Source organism: Pedobacter sp. AK013 (assembly GCF_014205835.1).
Classification (GTDB): Bacteria; Bacteroidota; Bacteroidia; order Sphingobacteriales; family Sphingobacteriaceae; genus Pedobacter.
On record NZ_JACHCQ010000017.1, the window covers coordinates 59076 to 83091 of the forward strand.

21 protein-coding genes are annotated in these 24016 nt (G+C 37.0%); 15 read left to right on the forward strand and 6 right to left on the reverse strand.

Translation table 11 applies throughout. From position 1 onward, the window contains the following. The 4 genes from HDC90_RS12935 to HDC90_RS12950 all read left to right on the forward strand — a co-directional run bounded on the left by HDC90_RS12935 (position 1) and on the right by HDC90_RS12950 (position 6546). Positions 1-3171, forward strand: coding sequence for an efflux RND transporter permease subunit (locus HDC90_RS12935; protein WP_184466969.1), 3171 nt, complete (start codon positions 1-3; stop codon positions 3169-3171). Then, positions 3164-4597 (forward strand): TolC family protein, encoded by a 1434-nt coding sequence (locus tag HDC90_RS12940; RefSeq protein WP_184466971.1) that lies wholly within the window; start codon positions 3164-3166, stop codon positions 4595-4597. Before HDC90_RS12935 ends, HDC90_RS12940 begins: the two co-directional genes overlap by 8 nt. A gap of 293 nt (positions 4598-4890) precedes the next feature. Next, positions 4891-5343 carry a VOC family protein gene (locus HDC90_RS12945; RefSeq protein WP_255497633.1) on the forward strand — a complete coding sequence of 151 codons (453 nt, stop codon included), beginning with the start codon at positions 4891-4893 and terminating at the stop codon, positions 5341-5343. Between the two features lie 66 nt (positions 5344-5409). Beyond that, the gene (locus HDC90_RS12950) at positions 5410-6546 is read left to right on the forward strand and encodes a serine hydrolase (protein WP_184466973.1); all 1137 of its coding nucleotides are present in this window, start codon (positions 5410-5412) and stop codon (positions 6544-6546) included. A gap of 1 nt (position 6547) precedes the next feature. Here HDC90_RS12950 and HDC90_RS12955 read toward each other — a convergent pair whose 3' ends face one another. After that, positions 6548-6745, reverse strand: a complete 198-nt coding sequence (locus HDC90_RS12955; RefSeq protein ID WP_184466975.1) for a hypothetical protein — start codon at positions 6743-6745, stop codon at positions 6548-6550. 1 nt (position 6746) lies between these two features. Continuing rightward, on the reverse strand, positions 6747-6974 hold the full coding sequence (locus HDC90_RS12960; RefSeq protein ID WP_184466976.1) for a DUF3606 domain-containing protein: 228 nt from the start codon (positions 6972-6974) through the stop codon (positions 6747-6749). 293 nt (positions 6975-7267) lie between these two features. Between HDC90_RS12960 and HDC90_RS12965 the strand changes: the two genes are divergently transcribed. The 5 genes from HDC90_RS12965 to HDC90_RS12985 all read left to right on the forward strand — a co-directional run bounded on the left by HDC90_RS12965 (position 7268) and on the right by HDC90_RS12985 (position 12375). Next, entirely contained in the window at positions 7268-8479 is a 1212-nt protein-coding gene (locus HDC90_RS12965; RefSeq protein ID WP_184466978.1) for a glycosyltransferase family 87 protein, read from the forward strand. Positions 8480-8584: 105 nt separating this feature from the next. Then, positions 8585-8758: a DUF3606 domain-containing protein gene (locus tag HDC90_RS12970; RefSeq protein ID WP_184466980.1), complete on the forward strand. Its 174-nt coding sequence runs from the start codon at positions 8585-8587 to the stop codon at positions 8756-8758. 10 nt (positions 8759-8768) lie between these two features. Then, positions 8769-11465, forward strand: coding sequence for a DNA ligase D (gene ligD, locus HDC90_RS12975; protein WP_184466982.1), 2697 nt, complete (start codon positions 8769-8771; stop codon positions 11463-11465). A gap of 47 nt (positions 11466-11512) precedes the next feature. Next, a complete protein-coding gene (locus HDC90_RS12980) occupies positions 11513-11809 on the forward strand; it encodes a Dabb family protein (RefSeq protein ID WP_184466984.1) in 297 nt (98 codons plus the stop codon). 368 nt (positions 11810-12177) lie between these two features. Continuing rightward, positions 12178-12375: a hypothetical protein gene (locus HDC90_RS12985; protein WP_116252648.1), complete on the forward strand. Its 198-nt coding sequence runs from the start codon at positions 12178-12180 to the stop codon at positions 12373-12375. 150 nt (positions 12376-12525) lie between these two features. On the opposite strand, the gene HDC90_RS12990 is transcribed toward HDC90_RS12985, so the two are convergent. Then, complete coding sequence (locus HDC90_RS12990; RefSeq protein WP_184466986.1) at positions 12526-15027, reverse strand: TonB-dependent receptor; 2502 nt, start codon at positions 15025-15027, stop codon at positions 12526-12528. Positions 15028-15331: 304 nt separating this feature from the next. On the opposite strand from HDC90_RS12990, the gene HDC90_RS12995 reads away from it, so the two are divergent. Next, positions 15332-16477 carry a PAS domain-containing sensor histidine kinase gene (locus tag HDC90_RS12995; protein WP_184466988.1) on the forward strand — a complete coding sequence of 382 codons (1146 nt, stop codon included), beginning with the start codon at positions 15332-15334 and terminating at the stop codon, positions 16475-16477. Between the two features lie 221 nt (positions 16478-16698). On the opposite strand, the gene mgrA is transcribed toward HDC90_RS12995, so the two are convergent. Further along, entirely contained in the window at positions 16699-17688 is a 990-nt protein-coding gene (gene mgrA / locus HDC90_RS13000) for an L-glyceraldehyde 3-phosphate reductase (RefSeq protein WP_184466990.1), read from the reverse strand. Positions 17689-18077: 389 nt separating this feature from the next. Between mgrA and HDC90_RS13005 the strand changes: the two genes are divergently transcribed. Then, a complete protein-coding gene (locus tag HDC90_RS13005) occupies positions 18078-19250 on the forward strand; it encodes an aldose epimerase family protein (protein WP_184466992.1) in 1173 nt (390 codons plus the stop codon). 72 nt (positions 19251-19322) lie between these two features. Here HDC90_RS13005 and HDC90_RS13010 read toward each other — a convergent pair whose 3' ends face one another. Further along, positions 19323-19988 (reverse strand): HAD family phosphatase, encoded by a 666-nt coding sequence (locus HDC90_RS13010; RefSeq protein WP_184466994.1) that lies wholly within the window; start codon positions 19986-19988, stop codon positions 19323-19325. Between the two features lie 222 nt (positions 19989-20210). Between HDC90_RS13010 and HDC90_RS13015 the strand changes: the two genes are divergently transcribed. Beyond that, entirely contained in the window at positions 20211-20819 is a 609-nt protein-coding gene (locus tag HDC90_RS13015; RefSeq protein ID WP_184466996.1) for a Crp/Fnr family transcriptional regulator, read from the forward strand. Here HDC90_RS13015 and HDC90_RS13020 read toward each other — a convergent pair. Continuing rightward, entirely contained in the window at positions 20816-21448 is a 633-nt protein-coding gene (locus HDC90_RS13020) for a phosphatase PAP2 family protein (RefSeq protein WP_184466998.1), read from the reverse strand. The genes HDC90_RS13015 and HDC90_RS13020 overlap by 4 nt on opposite strands. Positions 21449-21585: 137 nt before the next feature. Between HDC90_RS13020 and HDC90_RS13025 the strand changes: the two genes are divergently transcribed. The 3 genes from HDC90_RS13025 to HDC90_RS13035 all read left to right on the forward strand — a co-directional run bounded on the left by HDC90_RS13025 (position 21586) and on the right by HDC90_RS13035 (position 24013). Next, entirely contained in the window at positions 21586-22629 is a 1044-nt protein-coding gene (locus HDC90_RS13025; RefSeq protein WP_184467000.1) for a hypothetical protein, read from the forward strand. 14 nt (positions 22630-22643) lie between these two features. Then, positions 22644-23174: a metalloprotease family protein gene (locus tag HDC90_RS13030; protein ID WP_221451846.1), complete on the forward strand. Its 531-nt coding sequence runs from the start codon at positions 22644-22646 to the stop codon at positions 23172-23174. A gap of 323 nt (positions 23175-23497) precedes the next feature. Then, a complete protein-coding gene (locus HDC90_RS13035) occupies positions 23498-24013 on the forward strand; it encodes a very short patch repair endonuclease (protein WP_255497636.1) in 516 nt (171 codons plus the stop codon). The last annotated feature ends 3 nt before the right edge of the window (positions 24014-24016 follow it).

Below are 24016 nucleotides of genomic sequence, written 5' to 3' on the forward strand. Positions count from 1 at the left end.
ATGTTTAGTAAATTCATACAAAGGCCTGTCCTTTCTATCGTAATATCACTTGTTATTGTGTTTTTGGGTGTGCTGGCCATTAGCTACCTGCCCGTTACACAGTTTCCTACTATATCTCCTCCCAAAGTAAATATAACTGCAGAATATCCGGGAGCGAATAACGAATTGTTGATTAAATCTGTAATCATTCCACTTGAGCGTGCACTCAATGGTGTACCGGGAATGAAATACATTGCATCTGATGCAGGTAATGATGGTGAAGCATCTATACAAGTGGTATTTAACCTGGGTACCGATCCAAATCAGGCCTCGCTTAACGTGCAGAACCGTGTAGCAGCCGTTACCAATAAACTTCCACCTCTGGTAATCCGCGAGGGAGTAAAAATCACGCGCGAAGAGTCTAACATGCTGATGTATATCAACCTGTACAGTAAAGATCCTAAAATGAACCAGAACTTTCTGTATAACTATGCTGATATCAACTTGCTTTCGGAGCTTAAAAGGGTTGATGGTGTAGGTTTTGCCGATATTTTGGGTGATAGGGATTATGCCATGCGTATCTGGTTAAAACCCGATCGTATGCAGGCCTATAAAATCTCTGTTGATGAAGTAATGAATGCCCTTGAAGGGCAAAGCTTAGAGGCCTCACCAGGTAAAACAGGAGAAAGTTCAGGTAAACGCTCGCAGGCTTTTGAGTATGTGTTAAAGTACTCAGGGCGTTTCAGTACCAAAGAAGGGTACGAAAATATCGTGGTTAGAGCTACTCCTAATGGCCAGTTGCTCCGCTTAAAAGACGTGGCAGATGTAGATTTTAGTGCTTCGGCCTACAATTTATATTCTACTTTAAATGGAAAAGCATCTGCGGCTATCGTGTTAAAACAATCGTACGGTAGTAATGCCAGTCAGGTTATTAAAGATGTGAAGGCTAAAATGGCCGAAATTAAATCATCTTCATTTCCAAAAGGTTTAGATTACGAGATCAGTTACGACGTTTCCAAATTCTTGGATGCATCCATAGAAAAGGTAATCCATACTTTGGTAGAGGCATTTATTCTGGTGGGTTTAGTGGTATTTCTGTTCCTTGGCGATTGGCGTTCAACGCTTATCCCTGCCATTGCTGTACCGGTATCTTTGATTGGAACATTTGTATTTATGCAGTTCTTTGGCATTACCCTTAACTTAATTACCTTATTTGCATTGGTGCTCGCCATTGGGGTTGTAGTGGATGACGCGATTGTGGTAATCGAGGCGGTGCATGCCAAGATGGAGCACGATAAGCATCTATCGGTATTAAAAGCTACACAACAAGCCATGAAAGAGATCGGTGGTGCCATTATCGCCATTACCTTTCTAATGGCATCGGTATTTATTCCGGTAGCTTTTATGTCGGGCCCGGTAGGTATTTTCTACCGTCAGTTCTCTATCACCATGGCAACGGCGATTATCCTTTCAGGTATTGTAGCCTTAACACTTACACCTGCATTGTGTGCCATTATGTTGAAGAATAACCATGGATCGAAGAAAAAGAAGACTCCTATTGATCGCTTCTTAGACGGTTTTAATAATGGTTTTGCCAAGCTTTCGGGTAAATATGAACTGGTGTTAACCAAAGTAGTAAGCCGTAGGATATTAACTTTTGGTATACTGGTGGCCTTTTGTTTAGGTGTTTGGGGATTAAGTGGAAGTGTGCCATCAGGTTTTATTCCGAATGAAGATCAGGGAATGGTTTATGCCATTATCCAAACTCCTCCAGGGTCTACTTTAGAACGTACCGATCAGATTGCGGAGAAACTGCAGAAAATGTGTGAAGATATTGATGGCGTAAAGTCGGTTTCATCTTTGGCAGGATACGAAATTCTAACAGAAGGTACAGGATCCAACTCGGGTACCTGTTTAATTAACCTTAAAGATTGGAGCGAACGTAAACACTCTGCACAGGAAATTATTCAAGAACTGGAAGAGAAATCAAAATCTATACCTGGTGCAACTATCGAATTTTTCCAGCCGCCGGCAGTTCCCGGTTATGGTGCTGCGGGCGGTTTCGAACTCCGTTTATTAGATAAAGCAGGTAGCGGCGATTATAAAAAAATGGAAACCGTTGCCAATGATTTTGTACGCGAGTTGAACAAACGCAAAGAGTTATCATCTGTATTTACTTTCTATAGTGCCAGTTTCCCGCAATACATGCTGGATGTTGATAACGATATTGCACAGCAAAAAGGGGTAAGTATTGATAATGCGATGAGTACCATGTCTACTTTTGTAGGTAGTGATTACGAAACGAGTTTTATAAAGTACGACCGTCAGTACAAGGTAATTGTACAGGCCTTACCTCAATACAGGGCTTTACCAGAAGATATCTTAAAACTTTCGGTTAAAAACAACCGCGATGAAATGGTGCCTTTCTCAGCCTTTATCAAAATGCGACGGGTTTATGGCTTGTCGGAGATAACCAGGCACAATATGTACAATGCTTCTGAGATCAGTGGGCAAGCAGCTCCGGGTTATAGTTCTGGTGAAGCCATTAAGGCCATTACAGAAGTAGCACAGAAGACGTTGCCAAGGGGATTTGGTATCGATTGGGCTGGTATCTCTAAAGATGAAGTATCGAGAGGTAACGAAGCCATTTATATCTTCCTGATTTGTTTAGGTTTCGTTTACCTGGTGCTGGCAGCGCAATACGAAAGTTTTATTTTACCTCTTTCGGTTATCCTTTCTTTACCAGCAGGTATTTTTGGAGCTTTCTTATTCTTAAAATTATTAGGATTGGAAAACAACATTTATGCGCAGGTAGCCATGGTAATGCTAATCGGTTTGCTGGGTAAAAATGCGGTGCTGATTGTGGAGTTTGCTACACAGCGGCATGCCCAAGGCGCGTCGGTACTAAAAGCAGCAATGGAAGGCGCAAGTGTACGTTTCCGACCAATTTTAATGACCTCTTTTGCTTTTATTGCAGGTTTGATCCCTTTGATGATTGCAACCGGACCAGGTAAGATCGGTAACCGTACCATTGGTTCGGCTGCTGCAGGAGGTATGCTTTTTGGTACCATTTTCGGGGTGATTGTGATCCCTGGATTATATTATATATTCGGAACAATTGCAGCAAAACATAAGCTGATCAAAATTGAAGAAGAACATCCATTAACTGAAGAAATTGAGAATAATGTTTAAGAATAATCTTTATAAAGGTCTTGGACTGGCATTAATATGCGTTGCATATACCGCCTGTAAGTTACCCGAAGTAGCCCAACGTGCCGAAAATAAAAATGTACCTGTGCGCTTTAACGGCTCACAGGATACAGTAAGTGCAGCCAGTATCCAATGGCGCAAGTTTTTTACTGATCCAAACCTGATAAATCTGATCGATACTGCATTGAAGAATAACCAGGAGCTGAATATTACCCTGCAGGATATTGAGATTGCGAAAAACGAAATCAAAGCTAAAAAAGGAGAGCTTTTACCAAGTGTAACCTATGGCGTTGGTGCCGGCTTAGATAAAGTGGGCCGCTACACCAGTTCGGGGGCTGGCGATGCTTCTACAGACATTACGCCAGGTAAAGGTGTGCCAGAAATATTGCCCGACTATCACTTTGGTTTACAGGCCAACTGGGAAGCCGATATCTGGCACAAATTACGCAATGCGAAAAAAGGAGCCATCAGTCATTATTTAGCAACCGTAGAAGGTAAAAACTTCGTAGTAACCAATTTAATAGCTGAAGTTGCAAATTCGTATTACGAGTTGTTGGCTTCTGATAATCAATTGGAAACAGTAAAAAAAACTATCGAGCTCCAAAGCAATGCATTGGAGTTAATGAAAATCCAGAAACAAGCCATGAGGGTTAACGAACTTGCCGTGCGTAAGTTTGAAGCAGAAGTATTAAGTTCGAAAAGTTTAGAATTTGATATTCAGCAGGATATTACTGAAACAGAGAATAAAATTAATTTTCTGTTAGGCCGTTTTCCTCAGCCAATTATTAGAGATAAATCTAGCTTTATTGATCTGGTACCAGCAACGGTACAGTCGGGTTTACCTTCGCAATTATTAGCTAACCGTCCTGATATTAAACAGGCTGAGTTAGAACTTGCTGCTGCTAAATTAGATGTTAAAGTAGCTAAGGCTCAGTTTTATCCATCATTGGGTATTTCTGCCGCAATTGGTTATCAGGCTTTTAATCCTTCATATTTATTGAGAACACCAGAATCGTTAATTTACTCTTTAGCAGGAGATCTGGCAGGACCACTCATTAACCGCAATGCCATTAAAGCCGAGTATTTAACAGCAAATGCAAAACAGTTGCAGGCTGTTTACGATTACGAAAAAACAATCCTGAATGGCTATATCGAAGTGGCCAACCAGATGTCGAAGATCAGCAACCTGCAAAAAAGCTACGATCTGAAATCGAAACAGGTAGCAGCACTTACCCAATCAATCGATATTTCTAACGATTTGTTTAAATCAGCCAGAGCAGATTATTTTGAGGTATTAATGACCCAACGTGATGCTTTGCAATCGAAGTTAGAATTGATCGAGACTAAAAAACAACAGTTAAATGCTGTAGTAGATATCTATCATGCCTTAGGTGGGGGATGGAATTAAGGTAATAATTTAAGTTTATTACAGTAATGGTATAAGCATAGTATCAAGTCAAATCCTTATTTGTCTAGGCTGCTTCAATTTTTTGGAGCAGCCTTTTTGTTATGCTTAGAGAGCATTAGAAATCTCTTTTATTCCTGACCAAGCATGCACAGAACGTACAGTTTTGACCTCTTGATATTAACTGTAGCGCCAGATGTTGCCAGCTGACACTATAAAAGCCATTCCATTTGTAAATAAGCCATGACCGAATCACTTTTATTACCAATATTCGCATTTAAGTATGATATTTAAACATGAAACGAATCTTCCTGACCACTGCTATTCTATTTTCTATTATTTTTCAAAAAGCTATGGCGCAAAACAATACCCCAGCCGTTTTAAATCACATTGCGGTTTATGTAAGTGATTTAAAGCAATCGACCGTTTTTTACGAAAGTGTGTTCAACCTTAAAATCATTCCCGAACCTTTCAAAGATAATCGCCATACCTGGTTTACTTTAGGTCCTGCCGGACAGTTGCATTTAATCCAGGGGGCAAAAGGAAATGAAGTATTTGATAAAAACGGACATTTATGTTTCAGCGTTCCTTCTGTTGATAATTTTGTAAAGAAGCTAAACGCCCAAAATATCAGCTTTGAAGATTGGGCTGGGAAAGAAAAAGGAATTACATTACGGGTAGATGGCGTAAAGCAGATTTATTTTAAGGATCCGGATGGACATTGGCTGGAAGTAAACGATGCCAGGTAAATTTTTGGGTACGTCAGCGTTTTGTTTTACCACATCGTTTATATTTATTTCTTATCCCATAAGCCTATGAAACTTAAATATTTTTATGCTTTTTTTTTGATTTTTGGTTTAATCACTCAATCAAAAGCACAAAACGAAAAAGTTGAAACGAATTTCGAGCAAATAATGGAGAAGTTTAGTGCAGTGGGTGCTGCTGTGGCTGTAGTTAAGGATGGCAAGATCATTTATACCCATGCTTTTGGCTTAAAGGATTTAGAAAATAAAAAACCTTTAACCGATCAGGATATTTTCAGGATTGCTTCGATCTCTAAATCTTTTTCTGCAACATCCATTATGCAGCTTGTAGAAGCTGGTAAAATTTCTTTAGATGATGATTTTGGAGATCTGGTTGGTTTTAAAATCAGGAATCCAAAGTTTCCTGATCAGAAAATTACATTAAAAATGGCTTTGTCGCATACCTCCAGTTTAAACGATTCGCAAGGTTATTTAAATCTGGATGTGATCAATCCCGATAAAAATCCAAACTGGGCCAAATGTTATAACGATTATGCCCCAGGAAGCAAGTTTGATTATTGCAATCTTAATTTTAACCTGATTGGTGCCATCATCGAGAAGAAATCGGAAGAACGCTTTGATAATTATGTGAAAAACCATGTGCTGAAACCCTTAGGGCTCTATGCTGGTTATTGTGTAGACTCTTTAGATAGTACTCGTTTTGTTAATTTATACGAATATCATGCCGATACCAAAACCTATACACCCTCACCAACGGCTTATGCACCAAGGAGAACTGAAATTGCAAATTATATAATGGGTTATAGCACACCTGTTTTTTCGCCAACAGGCGGGATGAAAATTTCGGCTACTGATTTAGCCAAATACATGATTATGCACATGAATTATGGCACATCAAACGGTGTTAAAATAATTAATAAAAAGAGTGCGAAAAAAATGCAGACTGCCTTAACCGACGATGAAGGATATGGCTTGGCCATCCGTACTGCAGATCATCTGATACCTGGAGTAAAGCTGAAGGGGCATACAGGTTCAGCTTACGGTTTGTTTAGTACCATGTTTTTTAATCCGAAAGAAAAATTTGGCTTCGTAATTATTACTAACGGAATAAATGCGACCTATACTGATGGTTTTCCCGATTTCAGCCGCGCCGCTATTAATAGTTTATACCAGTCTTTTTTTAAATAGCTTAAAGCAGGTTAGATAAACCATTCTTATGAAAGAAAACAGTTAAAGTTCTAATGCCAGCTTTTGGATGGTTTACATTATTTCCTTTTACTTTTTGGTCGAAAATATTTTTAACAGGCGGCAGATCAATTAGATGTGAAGAATCGGTAATAGGTTGGTCAACCATTATCGTATTTTTGCTTTCATTTTTATAATCCATATCATTGTTGTTGATTCACAAACCTTTGATAAGTACTTCCAGATTTAACTTTTTCCATCATAAAATGTTCCTTCAGTTTGGAAAATTCCATGCTATGCAGCGCTTTTACAGCTGATTTAAGTGTTTCTGTACTTATGCCTAATCTGGCAGCCCAATAATTGCGGTCTTGTTCATCTGCAATGTCGATAAATTCTTTTCTCGCATTCATCGAATGAAGTTGATATTCCATTTTTATAAATTTTGGTTAGTAATATTCATAGAAACAGAATTTATCCATTTTGGTTTTCTGGTTTTGTCAGTAAATTCTCAAAAAAAGTAGATTATAAAAATAATAATAAACTTAGGTTTAGTCATAATTGGTTTTTAACGGGGTAAACTGTAGTTTAAAAGGCATTTAGTTGCTAAATTTAAGTTTTCTTAATGTTTAGAAATTATCCCCAAAAAGAGTAGTATTTTCATTACAAAATATTAGGAAATGTCGATTAGCATTTTTATTATTGTATTGTAATGTAATTTTTACAAATGCTGAATCGTTTTCAAACCAAAACCATAGATCTGTCTCAACGCCCGAAATTTTACCAGGATAACCGTTTTGTTTTATTTCTTTGGATATTGATAACACTTATTTTTGTAATCGATTCTTGGGCAACACATCGGTATAATAACTACCTCATTTTTGAGAATACTTTCAGGAACCTTCTTCACGAAAAATCTCTTTATGCACTGTACCCTGCTTATCACGATGATGCCAATCACTATGGACCTGTTTTTAGTGTTTTAATTGCACCGTTTGCCATAATGCATAACTGGGTTGGCTTGTTATTTTGGAATTTATTTAATTGTTGCCTGCTTTTTAAAGCTGTTCAAACTTTGCCTTTAAGTAAAGAAGAAAAGGTAGCTATCGGTTATATCGCCATACCCTGTTTAATAGAATCGATGCTTAATCAGCAGTTTAATGCAGGTGCGGGAGCATTGATGATATTGAGTTATACGCTAATAAATAAAGATAAAGGGATATGGGCTGCGCTTTGTATCGTACTGGGTACGTTTATTAAACTTTATGGTATTGTTGGCTTGGTTTTCTTCTTTTTTGTGAAAAAAAAGCCAGTGTTTATACTATGGCTGATTTTGTGGTCTGTGGTATTATTCTTACTGCCCATGCTTATTGCTTCTCCTGATTACGTGGTGCACTGTTATGTTGATTGGAAAAATTCTTTAGTAGGTAAAAATATGGTCAACGTGCTGGGTGGAGGGATCGATATTTCCATAATGGGTTTCTTTAGGGAGCTGTTTGATGAGAAGAAGATACCGAATTCTCTATTTCTAATCCTTGGTGCTATGTTATTTATGTTGCCATTTATAAATGTATCCCGTTTCAAAAAACGCAGATTCCAATTAATGATCCTACCATCGGTATTGATTTTTCCGATATTATTCAGCACAGGAGCGGAAGACTGTACATTTATTATCTCTATTGTGGGGGTAGGTGTTTGGTATGTGAAAGAAAGTAACCAAGCTATGAAAAAGGTATTATTGCCGATTTTACTTTTAATTACCTGTAATTTCCCACTGTTATTGTTTCCAGTCTTTGCCAAATCACACCCGCTGTCTTTGGCTATCATCAGTTTGCCTTATTTCCTGGTATGGTTAAGGGTTATTTATATTGCCACCAATAATAGGTTCGACTATGCTGAAGAAACAGAACCAGATATGGTCACTGCGCTAATAGATTAAGTTTTAAAATTTCATTTTTTAAAGGTTTTAACGCCCGTTTGAAAAACGGATGTTAAAACCTTTTTTGTTATCAGGCTGTTTTATAATCATCTAATCAAAATAGTTATGGATGATAAACGAAAAAAAGGTGGTGCTGATCGCACAAGGATCAACATTAACGAAGGTTATGAGCTAGATTATTGGTCTAACAAATTTGGTGTGAGTAAAGACAAACTAAAAGCAGCAGTAGATACGGTAGGCACTTCGGCCGATGCAGTTGAAGATTATTTAAAAAAGTAAAATATCGATTATGAGTTTGAAAAAGTATGTTTCCAAACGCGATTTCTCAAAAACTACCGAACCGAAATCGGGTAAAAGCAGCGATCGGAATAAATTACATTTTGTAATCCAAAAACACGATGCTTCGAGGTTGCATTACGATTTCAGACTCGAAATGGAAGGCGTTCTAAAAAGCTGGGCCGTACCGAAAGGGCCATCAACCGATCCTAAAACCAAACGCTTAGCTATGATGGTAGAAGATCATCCGTACGATTACAAAGATTTTGAAGGCATTATCCCACAGGGCGAATATGGTGGCGGAACCGTGATTGTATGGGATGAAGGAACTTATGAGCCTATAGAAGAGATTAAAGGTAAAAAAGCGCAGGAAAAACATTTATTAAACCAATTAAAAGATGGTTCTTTAAAAATCAAGTTAAACGGAGAAAAGCTGCATGGCGAGTTTGCTCTTGTTAAAACACATGGTATGGGTGAAAATGGCTGGCTGTTAATCAAACATAAAGACAATTACGCATCTGCAGAAGACATTACCAAAGAAGATAAGTCTGTGCTTTCTGGAAAAACTATCGAAAACATGGAAAAAACATCCGATAAGGTTTGGAAGGAAGGAAAAGAGCAGGACTCAAAAACTGAAAAAAAAAGCCTAACGCAAAAAGCAAAGAAGGAGATTAAGCCTGTAGGCGATGAAATAACGGTAGATGTAAAGAATATATTAAAAAAAGTACCCAAAACTGCTATTCCAAAGGATATAAAACCCATGTTGGCCACCCTGGTCGAAGAACCTTTCGACGATCCAAATTGGCAATATGAAGTAAAATGGGATGGTTATCGGGCGCTTGCATTTATCAATAAAGGAAAGGTTGACTTGTTATCAAGAAATAATAAGTCCTTTAACGAAAAATTTTATCCCATTTACGACCTGCTTTTGGATTGGAAAATAAATGCAGTATTTGATGGTGAGATTTTAGTGTTAAATAACAAAGGTATATCTAATTTTGGCTCACTGCAGAATTGGAGAAGCGAAGCAGATGGAGAACTCGTTTTTTATGTGTTCGATATCCTTTGGTATGAAGGTAAGAACCTAATGGAGCTTCCGCTTTATCAGCGTCAAGCCATATTAAATGAAGTTCTGCCAATTGGTGATGACCGGGTACGCTTAGGGAAAGTTTTCAAAGCAAGTGGTGTCGATTTTTTTGATGCAGCCGAAAGGATGGGACTGGAGGGGATTATTGCAAAAAAAATAGATAGCACCTATACCGTAAATTATAGATCAAAAGAGTGGCTTAAAATTAAAGTACAGAAGCGGCAAGAGGTCGTAATTGCTGGTTTTACCAAAAATGCTGATACTACGAAACCTTTCAGCTCTTTGCTTTTGGGGGTATACGAAAAGGAAAAGTTACAATATGTGGGCAAAGTAGGTACAGGATTCTCAGATAAACTTCAAAAAACAATGATGGAGCAGTTTAAGCCTATTATTGTAGATAAAAGCCCCTTCGAAAGTATACCAGACGTAAATAAACCTTCGCGCTTCAGGCCAAATCCGCCAAAGGCAAAAGCAACCTGGTTAAAGCCAGAATTGGTATGCGAAGTTGCTTTTGCTGAAGTGACTAGTGATGGCGTTTTTCGTCACCCTTCTTTTCAGGGCATGCGTGAAGATAAAAGAGCTAAAGAAGTTGTTAGAGAAGTGGAAATGCCAATAGAAAAAATCGTTGACGATGTTAAAGCGCAAAATCCACATGCACAGGCAATAAAAGCACCGGAAGGTAAAGAACCTAAAACTTTATTGAACCCGAAAGATGAAACGCAGGTAAGGAAAATTAAAGGTCATGAGCTTAAATTTACCAACTTGAGTAAAATTTATTGGCCCGAAGATAAAGTAACCAAAAGAGATATGTTCAACTACTATTATCAGGTTGCCGAATATATTTTACCTTACCTGAAAGACCGTCCGCAATCGCTTAACCGCTTTCCCGGCGGAATATATGGCCCTAGTTTTTATCAAAAAGATGTAAAAGGAAAAGCACCAGATTGGGCCGAAACTTTTCCCTATGAAAATGGTGAGGGTGAAAAAAAAGAATACCTGGTTGGGACGGATGAAGCTTCATTACTCTGGATGGCCAGTTTAGGTTGTATAGAAATGAATCCTTGGTTTAGCCGGGTACAAAACCCCGATAATCCCGATTATTGCGTAATTGATTTAGATCCTGATAAACATACATTCGACCAGGTGGTTAAAGCTGCGCTCGAAACTAAAAAAGTATTAGATGCCATAAATGTTCCCAGTTATTGTAAAACATCAGGCTCAACCGGAATGCATATTTACATTCCTTTAAATGCCAAATATAATTATGAGCAAAGCCAGATGTTTGCCAAAATAGTAGTTAACCTGGTGCACAATCAAATACCTGAATATACGTCACTCGAACGCATGGTAGCCGCCAGAAAAGGAAAGATGTACCTCGATTTTTTACAGAATAGGCCAGGGGCAACCATAGCCGGACCTTATTCGCTACGGCCAAAAATTGGTGCAACCGTATCAATGCCCCTACATTGGGATGAAGTTAAGCCTGGTTTAAAAATGAAAGATTTCAATATTTTTAATGCCATAGATCGCTTAAAAGTTGAAGGAGATCTGTTTAAAGGTGTCTTAGGCAAGGGAATCGATTTAATAAAGGCTATAGATAAAGCTAAAAGTGTTTTTGGATAAAGCTTATGATCCTTTCCTAATTCATTATATTTGGAAAAAATTAAAAAATGATTGCGCACCACGTTTTATTCTGGCTAAAAGCCGACACCACCGATGAGCAGAAAGTTGCTTTCCGCAACAGCTTACAAACATTAGAAAATATTGAAGTTGTGAAAAATTTTCATATTGGCGTACCAGCGCCGATTGAGCGTGCTGTTGTAGATACCACTTATACCTTTAGTCTTCTTTTATTTTTTGAAGACTTGGCCGCACACGACATTTATCAGGTACATCCTTTGCACAAATCTTTCTTGGATAAATTCAGGGTCTACTTCGAAAAAGTTATAATTTACGACGCAGAATAAAAGAAATACCTCCGACAAAAATCGGGGGTATTTCTTTTTATGGCTTATTTCAATAAATCGAATTTATATTGATGTTATTTTAAACTTTTGTTAAATCTATTAGTCAATTTAATTTCATAACCATATGTAAAACAATTGTTCTTACTTAAATCATTATTTAGGGAGCAGATGATAGGTTACTATTTTACCAGACCATGATGTAATTTTTTACTGGAATAAATGAATTTTATTCATAAGTCGAATTTATTGAATTACTTGTTGCTAATTAACACTACAATTTTGTATATTTGATACTTATTAATATGTAATTTATAGTACTACAAAACAAAAATGTTTATTTTTACGTAAATACGCTAAACCGCAACCTTATGGAAAAAACAGCTACATTAATTAAAAGAGCATCGCTTAACGTAAATCAGTTAGACAATATTAAAATTGGTGATTTATTGTCTGATGAATATGGTAAATCGGGTAAAGTATGTGAAATCGAGAAAATTAATCGTCATGGCGAATTTCACTATTACTTTAAATTATTTAAATCGGGAACTATCCTAATTATCCTTTAGTTCCTTTGTCGCCCTAAACAACGCTGCCATCATTCTTGCTAAGAAAACAAAGGGCGGTGATGGACGATGTATGGGCGATTCCCTATTTTATAAAAAACAAAAAGCTCCAAATTAACAATATGGAGCTTTTTGTTTAAGCAATTCTTATCATTAGAATTTATAAGATAATGTGGTTACAAACAGGCGTGGAGCAATGGGATTTACACTGTAGTTTTCGTGTACGAAATAGTTTAACTCATTAGTAATATTGGAAACTTTGGCCAATAACGAAAGTTTTTTCCAATTATAACCGGCAGAGACATCAAATGTAGTAAATGCGCTTAACGGAATTAATCTGCTATAGGCTTGAATTTTAGTGTCGTTATAACCGCCGTTACGTGCTCCAGTATAGTAAGCCGAGGCACCAAGCTTCAGGCCTTTAACGCTTCCTTCCTGAAAAGTATAAAATAAGGTGCCATTGGCCGTATTTTTCGTAGAACCAACTAATCTTTGCCCTTCTATTATACCACCTACGATAACGTCTTTAGTTGCATTAGGATCAACCTGTGTTGGTGCAGCCACTTTTAAAACTGTTCTGTCACGGGTTTCTGTATAACGGATAAAGTTATAACTATAACCAGCAATAAAGTTTAAGCCCTTTACAATTGTACCAGTAATATCAAGCTCTAAACCATCACTTAGTGATTTTCCATTAAGCTCTTTAATATTCGTATCGCCATTTGGTGCTCCTTGGGCATTGATAAGTGCCTGCTGCGCAAATTTATCATTCGCAATTCTGTACCAAGTTAAGTTAACCGATAATCTGCCTTTAAATAAATCATTTTTAACTCCAGCCTCGTACTGCTGCAATGTTGATGGATCTAATGGGGCTAAATTTATATCAGTTCCGGTATTCTGAACAAAATTGCTCGAATAGCTGGCATAAATCGATGTTGTTTTTAATGGTTGGTAGATCAATCCAAATTTAGGAGTAAAAGCACTTTCTACTTTCGATTTATCCAAACTATTAACACTTAAGGTTTGTACACCTGTAGCTAGGTTTGTGGTAACTGTTCTTGGTGTTTTCTGGAAAGTATAGCGAATGCCTGCAAGTACTTTAAATTTATCAGTAATCGAAATTAAATCTTGAACAAAGGTACCCATCCGGTATAATGGCGCAAAAACTTCAGAAACAACGTTCACATTAGGTTCAATGCCCGAGCCGAAATAAGTTGATGGATCAAGTAGGTTTACGGTACCATAGTTAAAAGTGGTTGCGTTATTATTGCCATAAGTAAATCCACCACTAGTGGTACGAGATTGATCAGCATCAGCACCAACTAATAGGATGTGACTTATACTTCCTGTTTTGAAATATCCGTTTAAGTTAATCTGCTCGTTATATGTAAATTCTTTTGTTTTAGAGCGGGTAATGTTACGTAAGGCAAAACCATATGGAAGTGGATTTGCTATTTTGGTATCTGCAAATGGACGTTCTGCGCTAAAATAATTACGGTTGTAAGATTGCACGTTGGCCAATACATTTAATTTCCAGTTATCGTTAAATTTGTGGTTAACGCTTAATTGTGAAGTAGCGGTATTCGTTTTGTTATAAGCCCAAGGTGCATTTACAAAGGCCTTACGGCCGATATCAGCAATCTGGTTTTCTACAGTGCCAACGCCAAAATCTGGTGTCATATTGCTTTTTAAATAATCACCCTGTAGCAAGATATCTGTTTTCTCGCCAATTTTATAAAGCAAAGATGGGTTTATGTAAACCCTATCAGAAGTTACACTGTTTCTGAAACTTGCAGCATCTTCGTAGGTTCCGATTAAACGGAAAGCAAGGTTCTTTGTAATTGGACCATAAATGTCGGCTGTTGGTTTATACATGCCATAACTGCCTGTGCGCATTGATACTTCGCCACCATTTTCGAATTTAGGTTTTTTTGTAACCAAATTTACTACGGCTCCACCACTTACACCACCATAAAGCAATGCCGCACTTCCTTTTAAAATCTCAACCGATTCTAAAGTACTAGTTTCAGGCATACCACCACTTGTAGCGCGTGATCCATTTTTGAAAACGTTGTTGGCTCCTAAATTATAACCACGAGCAAAAAAAGTTTCACCACTTACTGAGCCACGATTTTCGGCAAAAGCTACACCGTTTACATTTTTAAGCACATCACTTAAGCGATTGGCTTGTTGGTCGGTAATTACTTGATTTCCTATTATTTGTACTGCCTGCGGAAGGTCCATAGGAGCAATCGCAATTTTACCTAAGTTGGCTGGCTTTCTGTTAGGGGTTTTATAACCGTTAATGGCTACTTCGTCTAATTGCGATAAAGATTCAGCAATAGTGAAATCAGCACTTACAGTTTCACCTGCAACCACTGTAACCGATTTTTCCTGAGCAGAAACACCAACAGCAGATGTTTTGATTGTATAAGTACCAGGAGTTACATTTTTAATCGTGAAATTACCTTTCTCGTCAGTTTGCGTTGTTTTGCCAGTGTTTTTTAAACCAACACTTACATAACTGGCAGGATTGCCGTCACTCGTTTTAATCGAGCCAGAAACTGATCCATTTTTATTTTGTGCCAGGGTACTTCCTGTTAAAAACAGAAAAAAAGCTATAAAATTTAAGAGAAAAGTAAATTTTTTATTCATATTTATTTAGATTAATTCTTATTTGGCGCAAAGGAAGTGTTTTTGCACCGTAATAACAAAATTATTTTTATTTATTCTAAATAAGATTTGCACATGTAAAAGGTGGCTACATTCATTTGTTGATGGAGCAATGGAGTATGTACACAGGCCGCAACAATCTTTAAACAGAAAATACGGTTGTACGATAAATTTAATAATTTAACAGACTAAGCAAACATTTGCCAAGGCCAGCTTGTATGATACTTAGTATAAATTAATTTTATCAAAATATCAGCGTAGTCTGGTTTTAATTTTTAAAATGCAAATGGGAAGTTATTCAAAGGTTTTAAGTAATAATCAACTTTTAGGGGTTCTTTCCTTATCAAAAGATGCGACAGCAATATACAGTTCAGAACAAATTGTAATCGAAATGGCCAACGATGCCATGATTGCTTTTTGGGGTAAAGACCGTTCCATTATCGGAAAACCTTTAGAAGATGCTGTGCCCGAGTTAAAGGGACAGCCTTTTATTAGTATGCTGAAAAATGTGTTGCTAACAGGCATTACAGATAAAGGTAATGCCATTCCGGCTGAAACTATAAGGGATGGGAAGTTACAAACCGCTTATTATGCCTATGAATACCGGGCCATTAAAGATGAATCTGGAATACCTTATTGTATTCTTCATACCGCCAGCGATGTTACCGATATGGTAAACGCGAAAAAAGCCATTAAAGAAACTGAACTACAAAGAGAAGCACTTGATCAGGAACAGATCTTAATCGGTGTAAAGGAAGAACAACAAAAGAATGATTTTATCAGTATGGTAAGCCATGAGTTGAAAACACCCTTAACTTCTATTAGTGCTTACGTTCAATTGATGCAGAATCGACGTTTAAGCGATCCTTTTGTAGTAAATACCTTAGATAAAGTTCAAAAACAGATTCGGAAAATGAGCTCAATTATTGGCTCTTTTTTAAATGTATCGCGTTTAGAATCGGGAAAGATACACTTGAATCTATCTCATTTTGACCTCGATAAAGTTATTAGTGAGGTTGTAGAAGATTTGAGATTGATTCACTCCACTAATCAGATTACTTTTGTAGAGGGGGAGCCTAAATTAATCCATGCAGATAAAGATAAAATTAGTTCTGTTATTTCAAATTTGATTAGCAACGCTGTAAAATATTCAGATTGGAGCAGCACTGTTTTGGTTAAATCGGTAACCAGAGGAAATGAAGTGTATGTTTCTGTAAGCGATCATGGCATTGGCATCCAGGCGCATGATATGGAAAAACTTTTTGATCGGTTTTACCGTGTAGAAAACCAGCAAACTAAAACCATTTCGGGTTTTGGGATAGGCTTATACCTCAGCGCAGAGATTATAAACTTGCACCACGGTAAAATTTGGGCAGAGAGTAATTATGGCGCTGGTTCTACCTTTCACTTTTCGCTCCCTATAAAGCCCTAATTTCAAAGCAAAAGCCTATTCTCGCATGATTAATTGCTGTTGAGGTTTCGACTCGTTTAAGAAAAAACAAATAATAGGGTGACAAATTGAGATGAATCGTCATTTCGACTGGGAGCAAAGCGAAATGGAGAAATCTTTGAATCATGTTTATTGGATTGTTCAAAGATTTCTCCTCCAAAGGAGTTCTTTTTGCACACTGTGGTGCAAATTCGGGCTGATTTTTAACTTAAAATTTCATCAATCAGTTTTACTTCAGTATCACTAAATCCGATGTTATCTAAAGCTTTAATTGAATCAGTAATCTGCTCTGGTTTACTGGCTCCTATCAGTACTGTTGTAATTCTATCGTCTTTCAATATCCAGGATAAAGCCATGTGCGCTAATTTTTGTCCACGAGATTTGGCAACATCATTTAGTTTGGCAATTACAGCTAACTTCTCTGGTGTAATATTGCTTTCTTTCAAAAAAACACCACTTGTAGCTACTCTCGAATCGGAAGGAATACCATGTAAATATTTATCGGTAAGTAAACCTTGCGCCAATGGCGAAAATGGAATACAACCCACACCATTTTGTTTCAAAACATCAAGTAAGCCATTTTCAACCCAACGTTCAAACATCGAATATTTTGGCTGATGGATTAAACACGGCGTACCGTTATCTTTTAGAATTTCGATCGCTTTTGCTGCTTCTTCGGCTTTATAATTCGAAATACCAACATACAAAGCCTTTCCCTGTTGAACCAAGAGACTCAAAGCTCCCATAGTTTCCTCAAGTGGGGTTTCGGGATCTGGGCGGTGGTGGTAAAAAATATCAACATAATCCAGTTTCATACGTTTTAAGCTCTGGTCTAAACTAGAAACTAGGTATTTTTTCGAACCCCAATCGCCATAGGGCCCATCCCACATCGTATACCCCGCTTTGCTTGAAATAATCATTTCATCACGGTAGCCCTTAAAATCTTCATGAAGGATTTTTCCAAAAACTTCTTCAGCCGAACCAGGGGGCGGGCCATAATTGTTTGCCAAATCGAAATGCGTAATTCCACTGTTAAAAGCGGTATAAATTAAGTTTTTGCTATTTTCAAAAACGTTTACATACCCGAAATTATGCCATAAACCCAACGATATTGCGGATAATTTTATGCCACTGTTTCCACATCGGCGATATAGCATTTTGTTGTAACGATCTGTTGAAATGATTTGATTCATATTTGGAATTTGATTGCCGCAATAATAATCAGTTTTAGCGGATTTTAATCGATTATTGATTAATATTATCTTCTTCTAATAAACAAAATGCCGAAAGTTCAGTTAAGCTGCATAACAATCTTTATGCTGAACTTGTCTCAATAGCTAATATTTAGCTCATCTTTTAAAAAGATCCTGAGATTTGGGAAGAGGACTAAAATAAATCAAAAATTTTAATCATTCTACATTTTGTTGTCATTACTTCTACAAATTGTATCATTGCTGATTTTTAAAATAAATTATTTTTAAGATATGCTTTTACTTACTTCTAAATCGTTTTATTTGTAAAATTAAGTGATATACTTAAAATTAAAACCATAATTTAAAATCTCAACCAAGTATTCCATTTTATGAAACTACAATCATTAACAAGCCTGGCTATGCTAGCTGCTATTGGCTTTGCATCGTGCCAATCCGGAACCAAAAAATCTTCATCAGCAGATAGCTTACAAAACGACTCAGTAGCCGTTGTAAAACTTCTTGCCGATTCTTTTAAAAAGGAGATTGATGGTAAACCAACAGCATTATATACTTTAAAGAATAAGAATAATGCGGAAGCCATTTTTACTAATTATGGTGGGCGCCTGGTTAGCTTACTGGTACCAAATAAAGATGGTAAGTTAATTGATGTGGTAGTGGGTTTCAAAAGCATTAATGATTATGAAAAATCAACCGAACCTTATTTTGGCGCAACGATTGGCCGATATGGCAACCGCATAGCAAAGGGTAAGTTTACACTTGAAGGTAAAGCCTATTCGTTATTTACCAATAACGGACAGAATACGCTTCATGGCGGAAAAAAAGGTTACCAATACGTGGTTTGGGATGCCAGTCAGCCCAATGCCAATACTTTAGTACTTCATTATTTATCAAAAGATGGCGATGAAAATTTCCCTGGTAATTTAGCTGTTAAGGTAACTTACACGCTAACAGATGATAATGAATTGAAAATGGATTACGAGGCTAAAACCGATAAAACCACAGTTGTAAATTTAACAAACCATGCATTTTTTAATTTAAATGGGGAAGGAAGCGGTGAGATTTTGAACCACGAGGTACAGATTTATGCAGATGAATACACACCTGTTGATTCTACTTTGATTCCGACGGGAAAAATTGAAAAGGTTAAGGGAACCCCATTCGATTTCACCACTGCAACTACTATTGGTGCACGGATAAACGATAAAAACCAACAGTTAACCTTCGGTAAAGGTTATGATCATAACTACGTGCTAAATAAAACCAAAGCGATGGGCATGTTTCACGCGGCTACTGTTAAAGGAAATAAATCGGGAATAGTGATGGATATTTATACACAGGAACCGGGCCTGCAATTTTATAGCGGCAACTTTATGCAAAGTAAAAATACCTTTAAAACTGGTGTTAAAGATGATTTTAGAACAGCATTTGCATTAGAAACACAACATTTTCCTGATTCACCAAATCAACCCGCTTTTCCATCAACGGTATTAAAACCCGGACAGGTGTATAAAACAAGCTCTGTATATAAATTTACCAAATAATCGTTTTGGCGATTGCTACATCCCAACAATGATAAAATAATATGGTCTGCAGAAATGCAGACCGTATTTATTTTAGAAAAGTTCTTGTAAAACAGGATCTGTATAATCTTCTATAAAAGAAATAATGTTATGGTAAGCTGCAAATTCTTCTTTGTTGTGCATAGTGGTGAGTACAATACATTTCATCCCGGCATTTTGCGCTGCTTCAACACCTTTTGGTGCATCTTCAAAAACTATACATTCGCTGGCTGCAACGCCTAAAATTTCAGCTCCTTTACTAAAGGTTTCTGGATCTGGTTTACTATTTACCACATCTTCCGCGCTTACAATGGCTTTAAAAAATGAGCGAATGTTTAAATTATCAAGTACAAAATTGATATTGAAGGGAATAGCTGCCGATCCAATAGCCATTTGAATGTGTGATTGTTTTGCCTTTTCTAAAAAATCGCCTAAGCCAGCTATTAATGTTAAATGTTTTTTATAAGCTGCTTGATATCTGTGTTCTTTTTCGATAGAAATCTGATCAATCTGTTCTTGAGAGAAGTGACCAATGCCAAAAACACGTTCTAACAGATCTTGGTTTTTTCCATACATCTGTTTTTTAACCGCATCGAAGCTAATATTAGCTCCTAAATCTTTTGTAAGTATGTTATGCCAGGCCTGATTATGGAAAGCCATATCGTCAATCATGGTTCCATTAAGATCAAAAAGAAAAGCTTTGGGTTTATTATTCGTCATGGCGGCAAAATTATCAGATTTTTTTTATGATTTAGTTAAAATATAGTGATCAAAACTAAAATTTAATGAATAATTTGTTCCTTAAAGTGGTATCAAAAACGGATCATGCGAAAAATAAATTATACACAACTGTAATTTTTGGGCTGTAATACTCGTTTTTATATTTGGAAATCCGATATTCAAGTAATAACTTATATAGTTTTAAAATCGGGGATAAATATTATGACCACTTTACATTCTGAAATTGATCCTCTTCTCAAATATTTAAGTGAACTGCAGCCATTAGGAAAAGAAATAATTGAGCGGGTAAAGGAGGGAACATTCAAAATGTCTGTGCGTAAGAATGAGGTTTTGTCTAACCTTAGCAATATTGGTGGCGATGGTTTGTTCTTTATTGTTAAGGGATTGATGCGGGCTTTTGTACTGGATGAAGGAAAAGATATTACCGCCTGGTTAGCGGATGAAAACCACCTGATCGGGAGTATTCGGAACCCTGGGACGCTTATCCCGACTTATCAGGAACAATATCAGGCGCTGGAAGACTCAGAACTGCTTATACTCCCGTATCGTTTTATTGACGATATGTACACACAATTTCCTGAAACCAATATTTTAGCCAGAAAATTATTGGCTATAAATTACCATATGTCGCAAGAGCGATCTATTTTGTCGCGAATCCCTACGGCCGAAATGAGGTACAAACAGTTTAAAATCGGATATCCTACCATAAAGTCTAGGGTTCCACTAAAATTTTTGGCGAGCTATCTGGGGATGCGAATTGAAACTTTAAGCAGAATCAGAAGGAAAGAAAAACTAGACGAAAAGAATTAGTTCGTTTTCTTTTTAAAGTAAAAATAGCAAAGTGGGAAAAGGCAGATTAAGCCTAACAGAAAACCTCCAACCGTATCGGTAAACCAATGTGCACCCAGGTAAATTCTGGATGGCGCAATGGTAATTATCAAAAATGCTGATAAATAAGTCACTAGATTTCTAGTTAGCCTGGACACATCTTTCAAAGTAGTCATCAAAATAATTAAGAACCCAAAAAAGAGTGTATAAGAAAGTACGTGCCCGCTGGGATAGCTTTGAAACCGGTTTACTTCCACCAGCCGTACGTAAAATGCAGTAGGGCGTGGACGGTTAATTATATTTTTTATACCCAGAATAATTAATCCTGATAGTAAAACTGAAGAAATAAATAGTCCCTCGCGTTTATATTTCTGCTGATAAAATATAATCGCCACTACTACTACCGAAAGTAAAGAATAGGGGAGTTCGCCAAAAAAACTGATAGCCAACATTAATTTATCTAACCAATCTGCATGGTATCGTTGAATAAATAACGAAGTTTTAATGTCAAATTCAAGTATGGGGTGCTGCGCAATAAAAAAACTTAGATAAGTAAAAGCAGCAATGAGTACAAAGAGTATAAAAATTAGTGTATTCCGTTTTAAAAGCATGTGTGTAGGTTGATGGAAAGTTAAAACTAGGGATTTTATGTCAATAGAAATAAAAAAATCCAAGCTTTTTAAATTAGATACACTTAATAGCCGAAATTGTTAAAAAATATTATCTTTATTGCTTTAACGAATCTCACATGCAGGAAAATCATTTTACAGAAGGTGCGCCAGAAAGCCATTTTAACGAAAGTCTGTGTGCAAGCTGTCAGGTAAACGTATACGAGCCTAGTTATCCCATTAATTTATGTTCTGATTGCCGAAAAAGTTTAATCAAGTATCCTATACCCAAATGGATTAAATTTTTTGCACTCGGCATCTTAGTGGTGATGGTGATCAGTTTGGTGCGTACACAACAATATATCTCAGCTGCAGTCCACTTAGGTAAAGCGGAGAACGCAATTGATCAAAAACATTTTGTAACAGCACAACGAGAGTTGAATTTAGTGTTGAATAAGTTCCCGAAAGACTTTAATGCCAATGCTTACATGATGGTTGCAAGTGCTTATAATTTTGATTTTGAAGCCTACCAGATTGCTTTTGACAAAGTAGCTGATATTAAAACAGAGGATGAAACTTTATTGAAAACGGTAAATGCGGCCTCTGAATATATTGCCCAATCGTTTCCCAAGGATACGTTGATGTATAAACGTATTGTTGCGGCTGCAAAGGATAAAGAAAAATTATCCGCACTGGTAGATAGTACCGACGAAATTGTATTAAAAACGCATATTGCCAATTTTTTATTCGAGACAAAAGATTATGATCGGGTAGATGGAATTGTGAACAAGGTTTTGGCGACTGATCCTAATTTTTATCAAGCTTTGTGTTTGAAAACTGCTGTTAAAAGAAATACAGCCAAATATGATGAAGCTTTGGCCCTTTGCGATCGATTATTGGCATTTAACGCCGAAGATATTTATATTTTATCGCAAAAAGCAAGGATTGAACTTAAGCGAAAACATGATAGAGCAGCTGCCGTTTTTGCTTCAAAGGCCCTGGCCCTCGATCCTGAAAATGACAGTGCTATTGAAGCTATGGCAATGGTAGACTATTTTGCCGGTAGGAAAAAAGAAAGCCTGGCGAGTTTGGCCAAAATAAAGACCCACGAAACTCACTCGGGCGATAGTACCATATCGAAACGTTTATCACCCATTATTTTAGGTTCAGAAATTTATAGGTAATTAGAAGATCAATCATGTTTGTTCCAGGTATATTAATCAGTATCGTTACTTTTCCAGGTGTAATTGTACACGAACTTGCCCACCAGCTTTTTTGCAGGTTATTTAAGGTTCCCGTCTTTGAAGTTTGTTATTTTAGACCCGAAAATCCTGTAGGTTATGTTTTACACGAGCCCGCAACAAAGGTTTATCAAACGGTACTTATTTCTGTAGGACCTTTTATTGTTAACTCGCTTTTGTGTTTTATCATTGGTTTTTCAGCTTCTCTGCAGTTTAAATTCGATTCGGCCAACGTTTTAGATTATTTACTGATGTATCTGGCCATTTCGATCGGTGCACATGCATTTCCAAGCACAGGTGATGCAAACAGCTTGTGGAATGCAGTTGTAAAATCGAAAACTACTTCCTGGTTGTCTAAAATTGTGGTAACCCCTATAGTCGGTTTTATATACGCGGGTGCTTTGGGATCTTTCTTTTGGCTTGATATTATCTATGGGGGTGCCGTAGCTCTAGGGTTACCTTATCTGATTATTAAATTTTTAGTATAAGAAAAACTACAAGACCAAAATATTCATCAAGGAAATAAAACGATTCATCAAGGAAATATGCCTATCTGTATAATTCGTTATGATATATTGAAATGATTTTTAATCTTCGGGGCAGATAATAAGGATATCTATGCTTACGAGGTTGGCAGGATTAATTTCCTGCCAACTGAAGGAGCACTCATTCTACAATTTACTCATAAATTATACTTTTTGTATTAACGCTCGCTCCAGCCGAAGCTTACCTCCTTTAAATTAGGAGGTGCTTAGGTTGATCGGTATTGCCCGTTTCTACCATCCAATTTTTAAACAATTTACATCTATTAATGGTTTTCTTAAGTATGGAGCCTAAGCCATATAAAGAGGAAGATATTAAAGTTCCCCGCTTCGAAGAAAGTGCTGGTTTTTACACTACTACAGAACGAAGTATGAACATGTCTAAAATTAGGGCAAAAAATAGCCAGCCTGAGCTGAAACTTCGTAAGGCGCTTTGGGCTAAACAATTGAGGTTCAGAATCCATCCCAAAAATTTCCCCGGCAAACCAGATCTGGTCATTAATAAGTACAGGCTCGCCATATTTGTAGATGGCGATTTTTGGCACGGATATAAATGGGATGAAAAGAAATCAACCTTAAAAACAAATGCTGGTTTTTGGATTCCAAAGATTGAACGAAATATACAACGCGACAAATATATTAACCAACAGCTTCATGCTAATGGTTATACCGTAATGCGGTTTTGGGAACACGAGGTCAAAGAATGTTTAACTGCCTGCGTTAATCAGGTTTTGCTTTATATAGAGGCGGCTAAAGCGGCAGTAATACCACAGCTTGATGATTAAGCT

Coding starts and splice junctions, on each gene's coding strand:
- HDC90_RS12935 (WP_184466969.1), top strand. CDS start 1: ATGTTTAGTAAATTCATACAAAGGCCTGTCCTTTCTATCGTAATATCA.
- HDC90_RS12940 (WP_184466971.1), top strand. CDS start 3,164: ATGTTTAAGAATAATCTTTATAAAGGTCTTGGACTGGCATTAATATGC.
- HDC90_RS12945 (WP_255497633.1), top strand. CDS start 4,891: ATGAAACGAATCTTCCTGACCACTGCTATTCTATTTTCTATTATTTTT.
- HDC90_RS12950 (WP_184466973.1), top strand. CDS start 5,410: ATGAAACTTAAATATTTTTATGCTTTTTTTTTGATTTTTGGTTTAATC.
- HDC90_RS12955 (WP_184466975.1), bottom strand. CDS start 6,745: ATGGATTATAAAAATGAAAGCAAAAATACGATAATGGTTGACCAACCT.
- HDC90_RS12960 (WP_184466976.1), bottom strand. CDS start 6,974: ATGGAATATCAACTTCATTCGATGAATGCGAGAAAAGAATTTATCGAC.
- HDC90_RS12965 (WP_184466978.1), top strand. CDS start 7,268: ATGCTGAATCGTTTTCAAACCAAAACCATAGATCTGTCTCAACGCCCG.
- HDC90_RS12970 (WP_184466980.1), top strand. CDS start 8,585: ATGGATGATAAACGAAAAAAAGGTGGTGCTGATCGCACAAGGATCAAC.
- ligD (WP_184466982.1), top strand. CDS start 8,769: ATGAGTTTGAAAAAGTATGTTTCCAAACGCGATTTCTCAAAAACTACC.
- HDC90_RS12980 (WP_184466984.1), top strand. CDS start 11,513: ATGATTGCGCACCACGTTTTATTCTGGCTAAAAGCCGACACCACCGAT.
- HDC90_RS12985 (WP_116252648.1), top strand. CDS start 12,178: ATGGAAAAAACAGCTACATTAATTAAAAGAGCATCGCTTAACGTAAAT.
- HDC90_RS12990 (WP_184466986.1), bottom strand. CDS start 15,027: ATGAATAAAAAATTTACTTTTCTCTTAAATTTTATAGCTTTTTTTCTG.
- HDC90_RS12995 (WP_184466988.1), top strand. CDS start 15,332: ATGGGAAGTTATTCAAAGGTTTTAAGTAATAATCAACTTTTAGGGGTT.
- mgrA (WP_184466990.1), bottom strand. CDS start 17,688: ATGAATCAAATCATTTCAACAGATCGTTACAACAAAATGCTATATCGC.
- HDC90_RS13005 (WP_184466992.1), top strand. CDS start 18,078: ATGAAACTACAATCATTAACAAGCCTGGCTATGCTAGCTGCTATTGGC.
- HDC90_RS13010 (WP_184466994.1), bottom strand. CDS start 19,988: ATGACGAATAATAAACCCAAAGCTTTTCTTTTTGATCTTAATGGAACC.
- HDC90_RS13015 (WP_184466996.1), top strand. CDS start 20,211: ATGACCACTTTACATTCTGAAATTGATCCTCTTCTCAAATATTTAAGT.
- HDC90_RS13020 (WP_184466998.1), bottom strand. CDS start 21,448: ATGCTTTTAAAACGGAATACACTAATTTTTATACTCTTTGTACTCATT.
- HDC90_RS13025 (WP_184467000.1), top strand. CDS start 21,586: ATGCAGGAAAATCATTTTACAGAAGGTGCGCCAGAAAGCCATTTTAAC.
- HDC90_RS13030 (WP_221451846.1), top strand. CDS start 22,644: ATGTTTGTTCCAGGTATATTAATCAGTATCGTTACTTTTCCAGGTGTA.
- HDC90_RS13035 (WP_255497636.1), top strand. CDS start 23,498: ATGGTTTTCTTAAGTATGGAGCCTAAGCCATATAAAGAGGAAGATATT.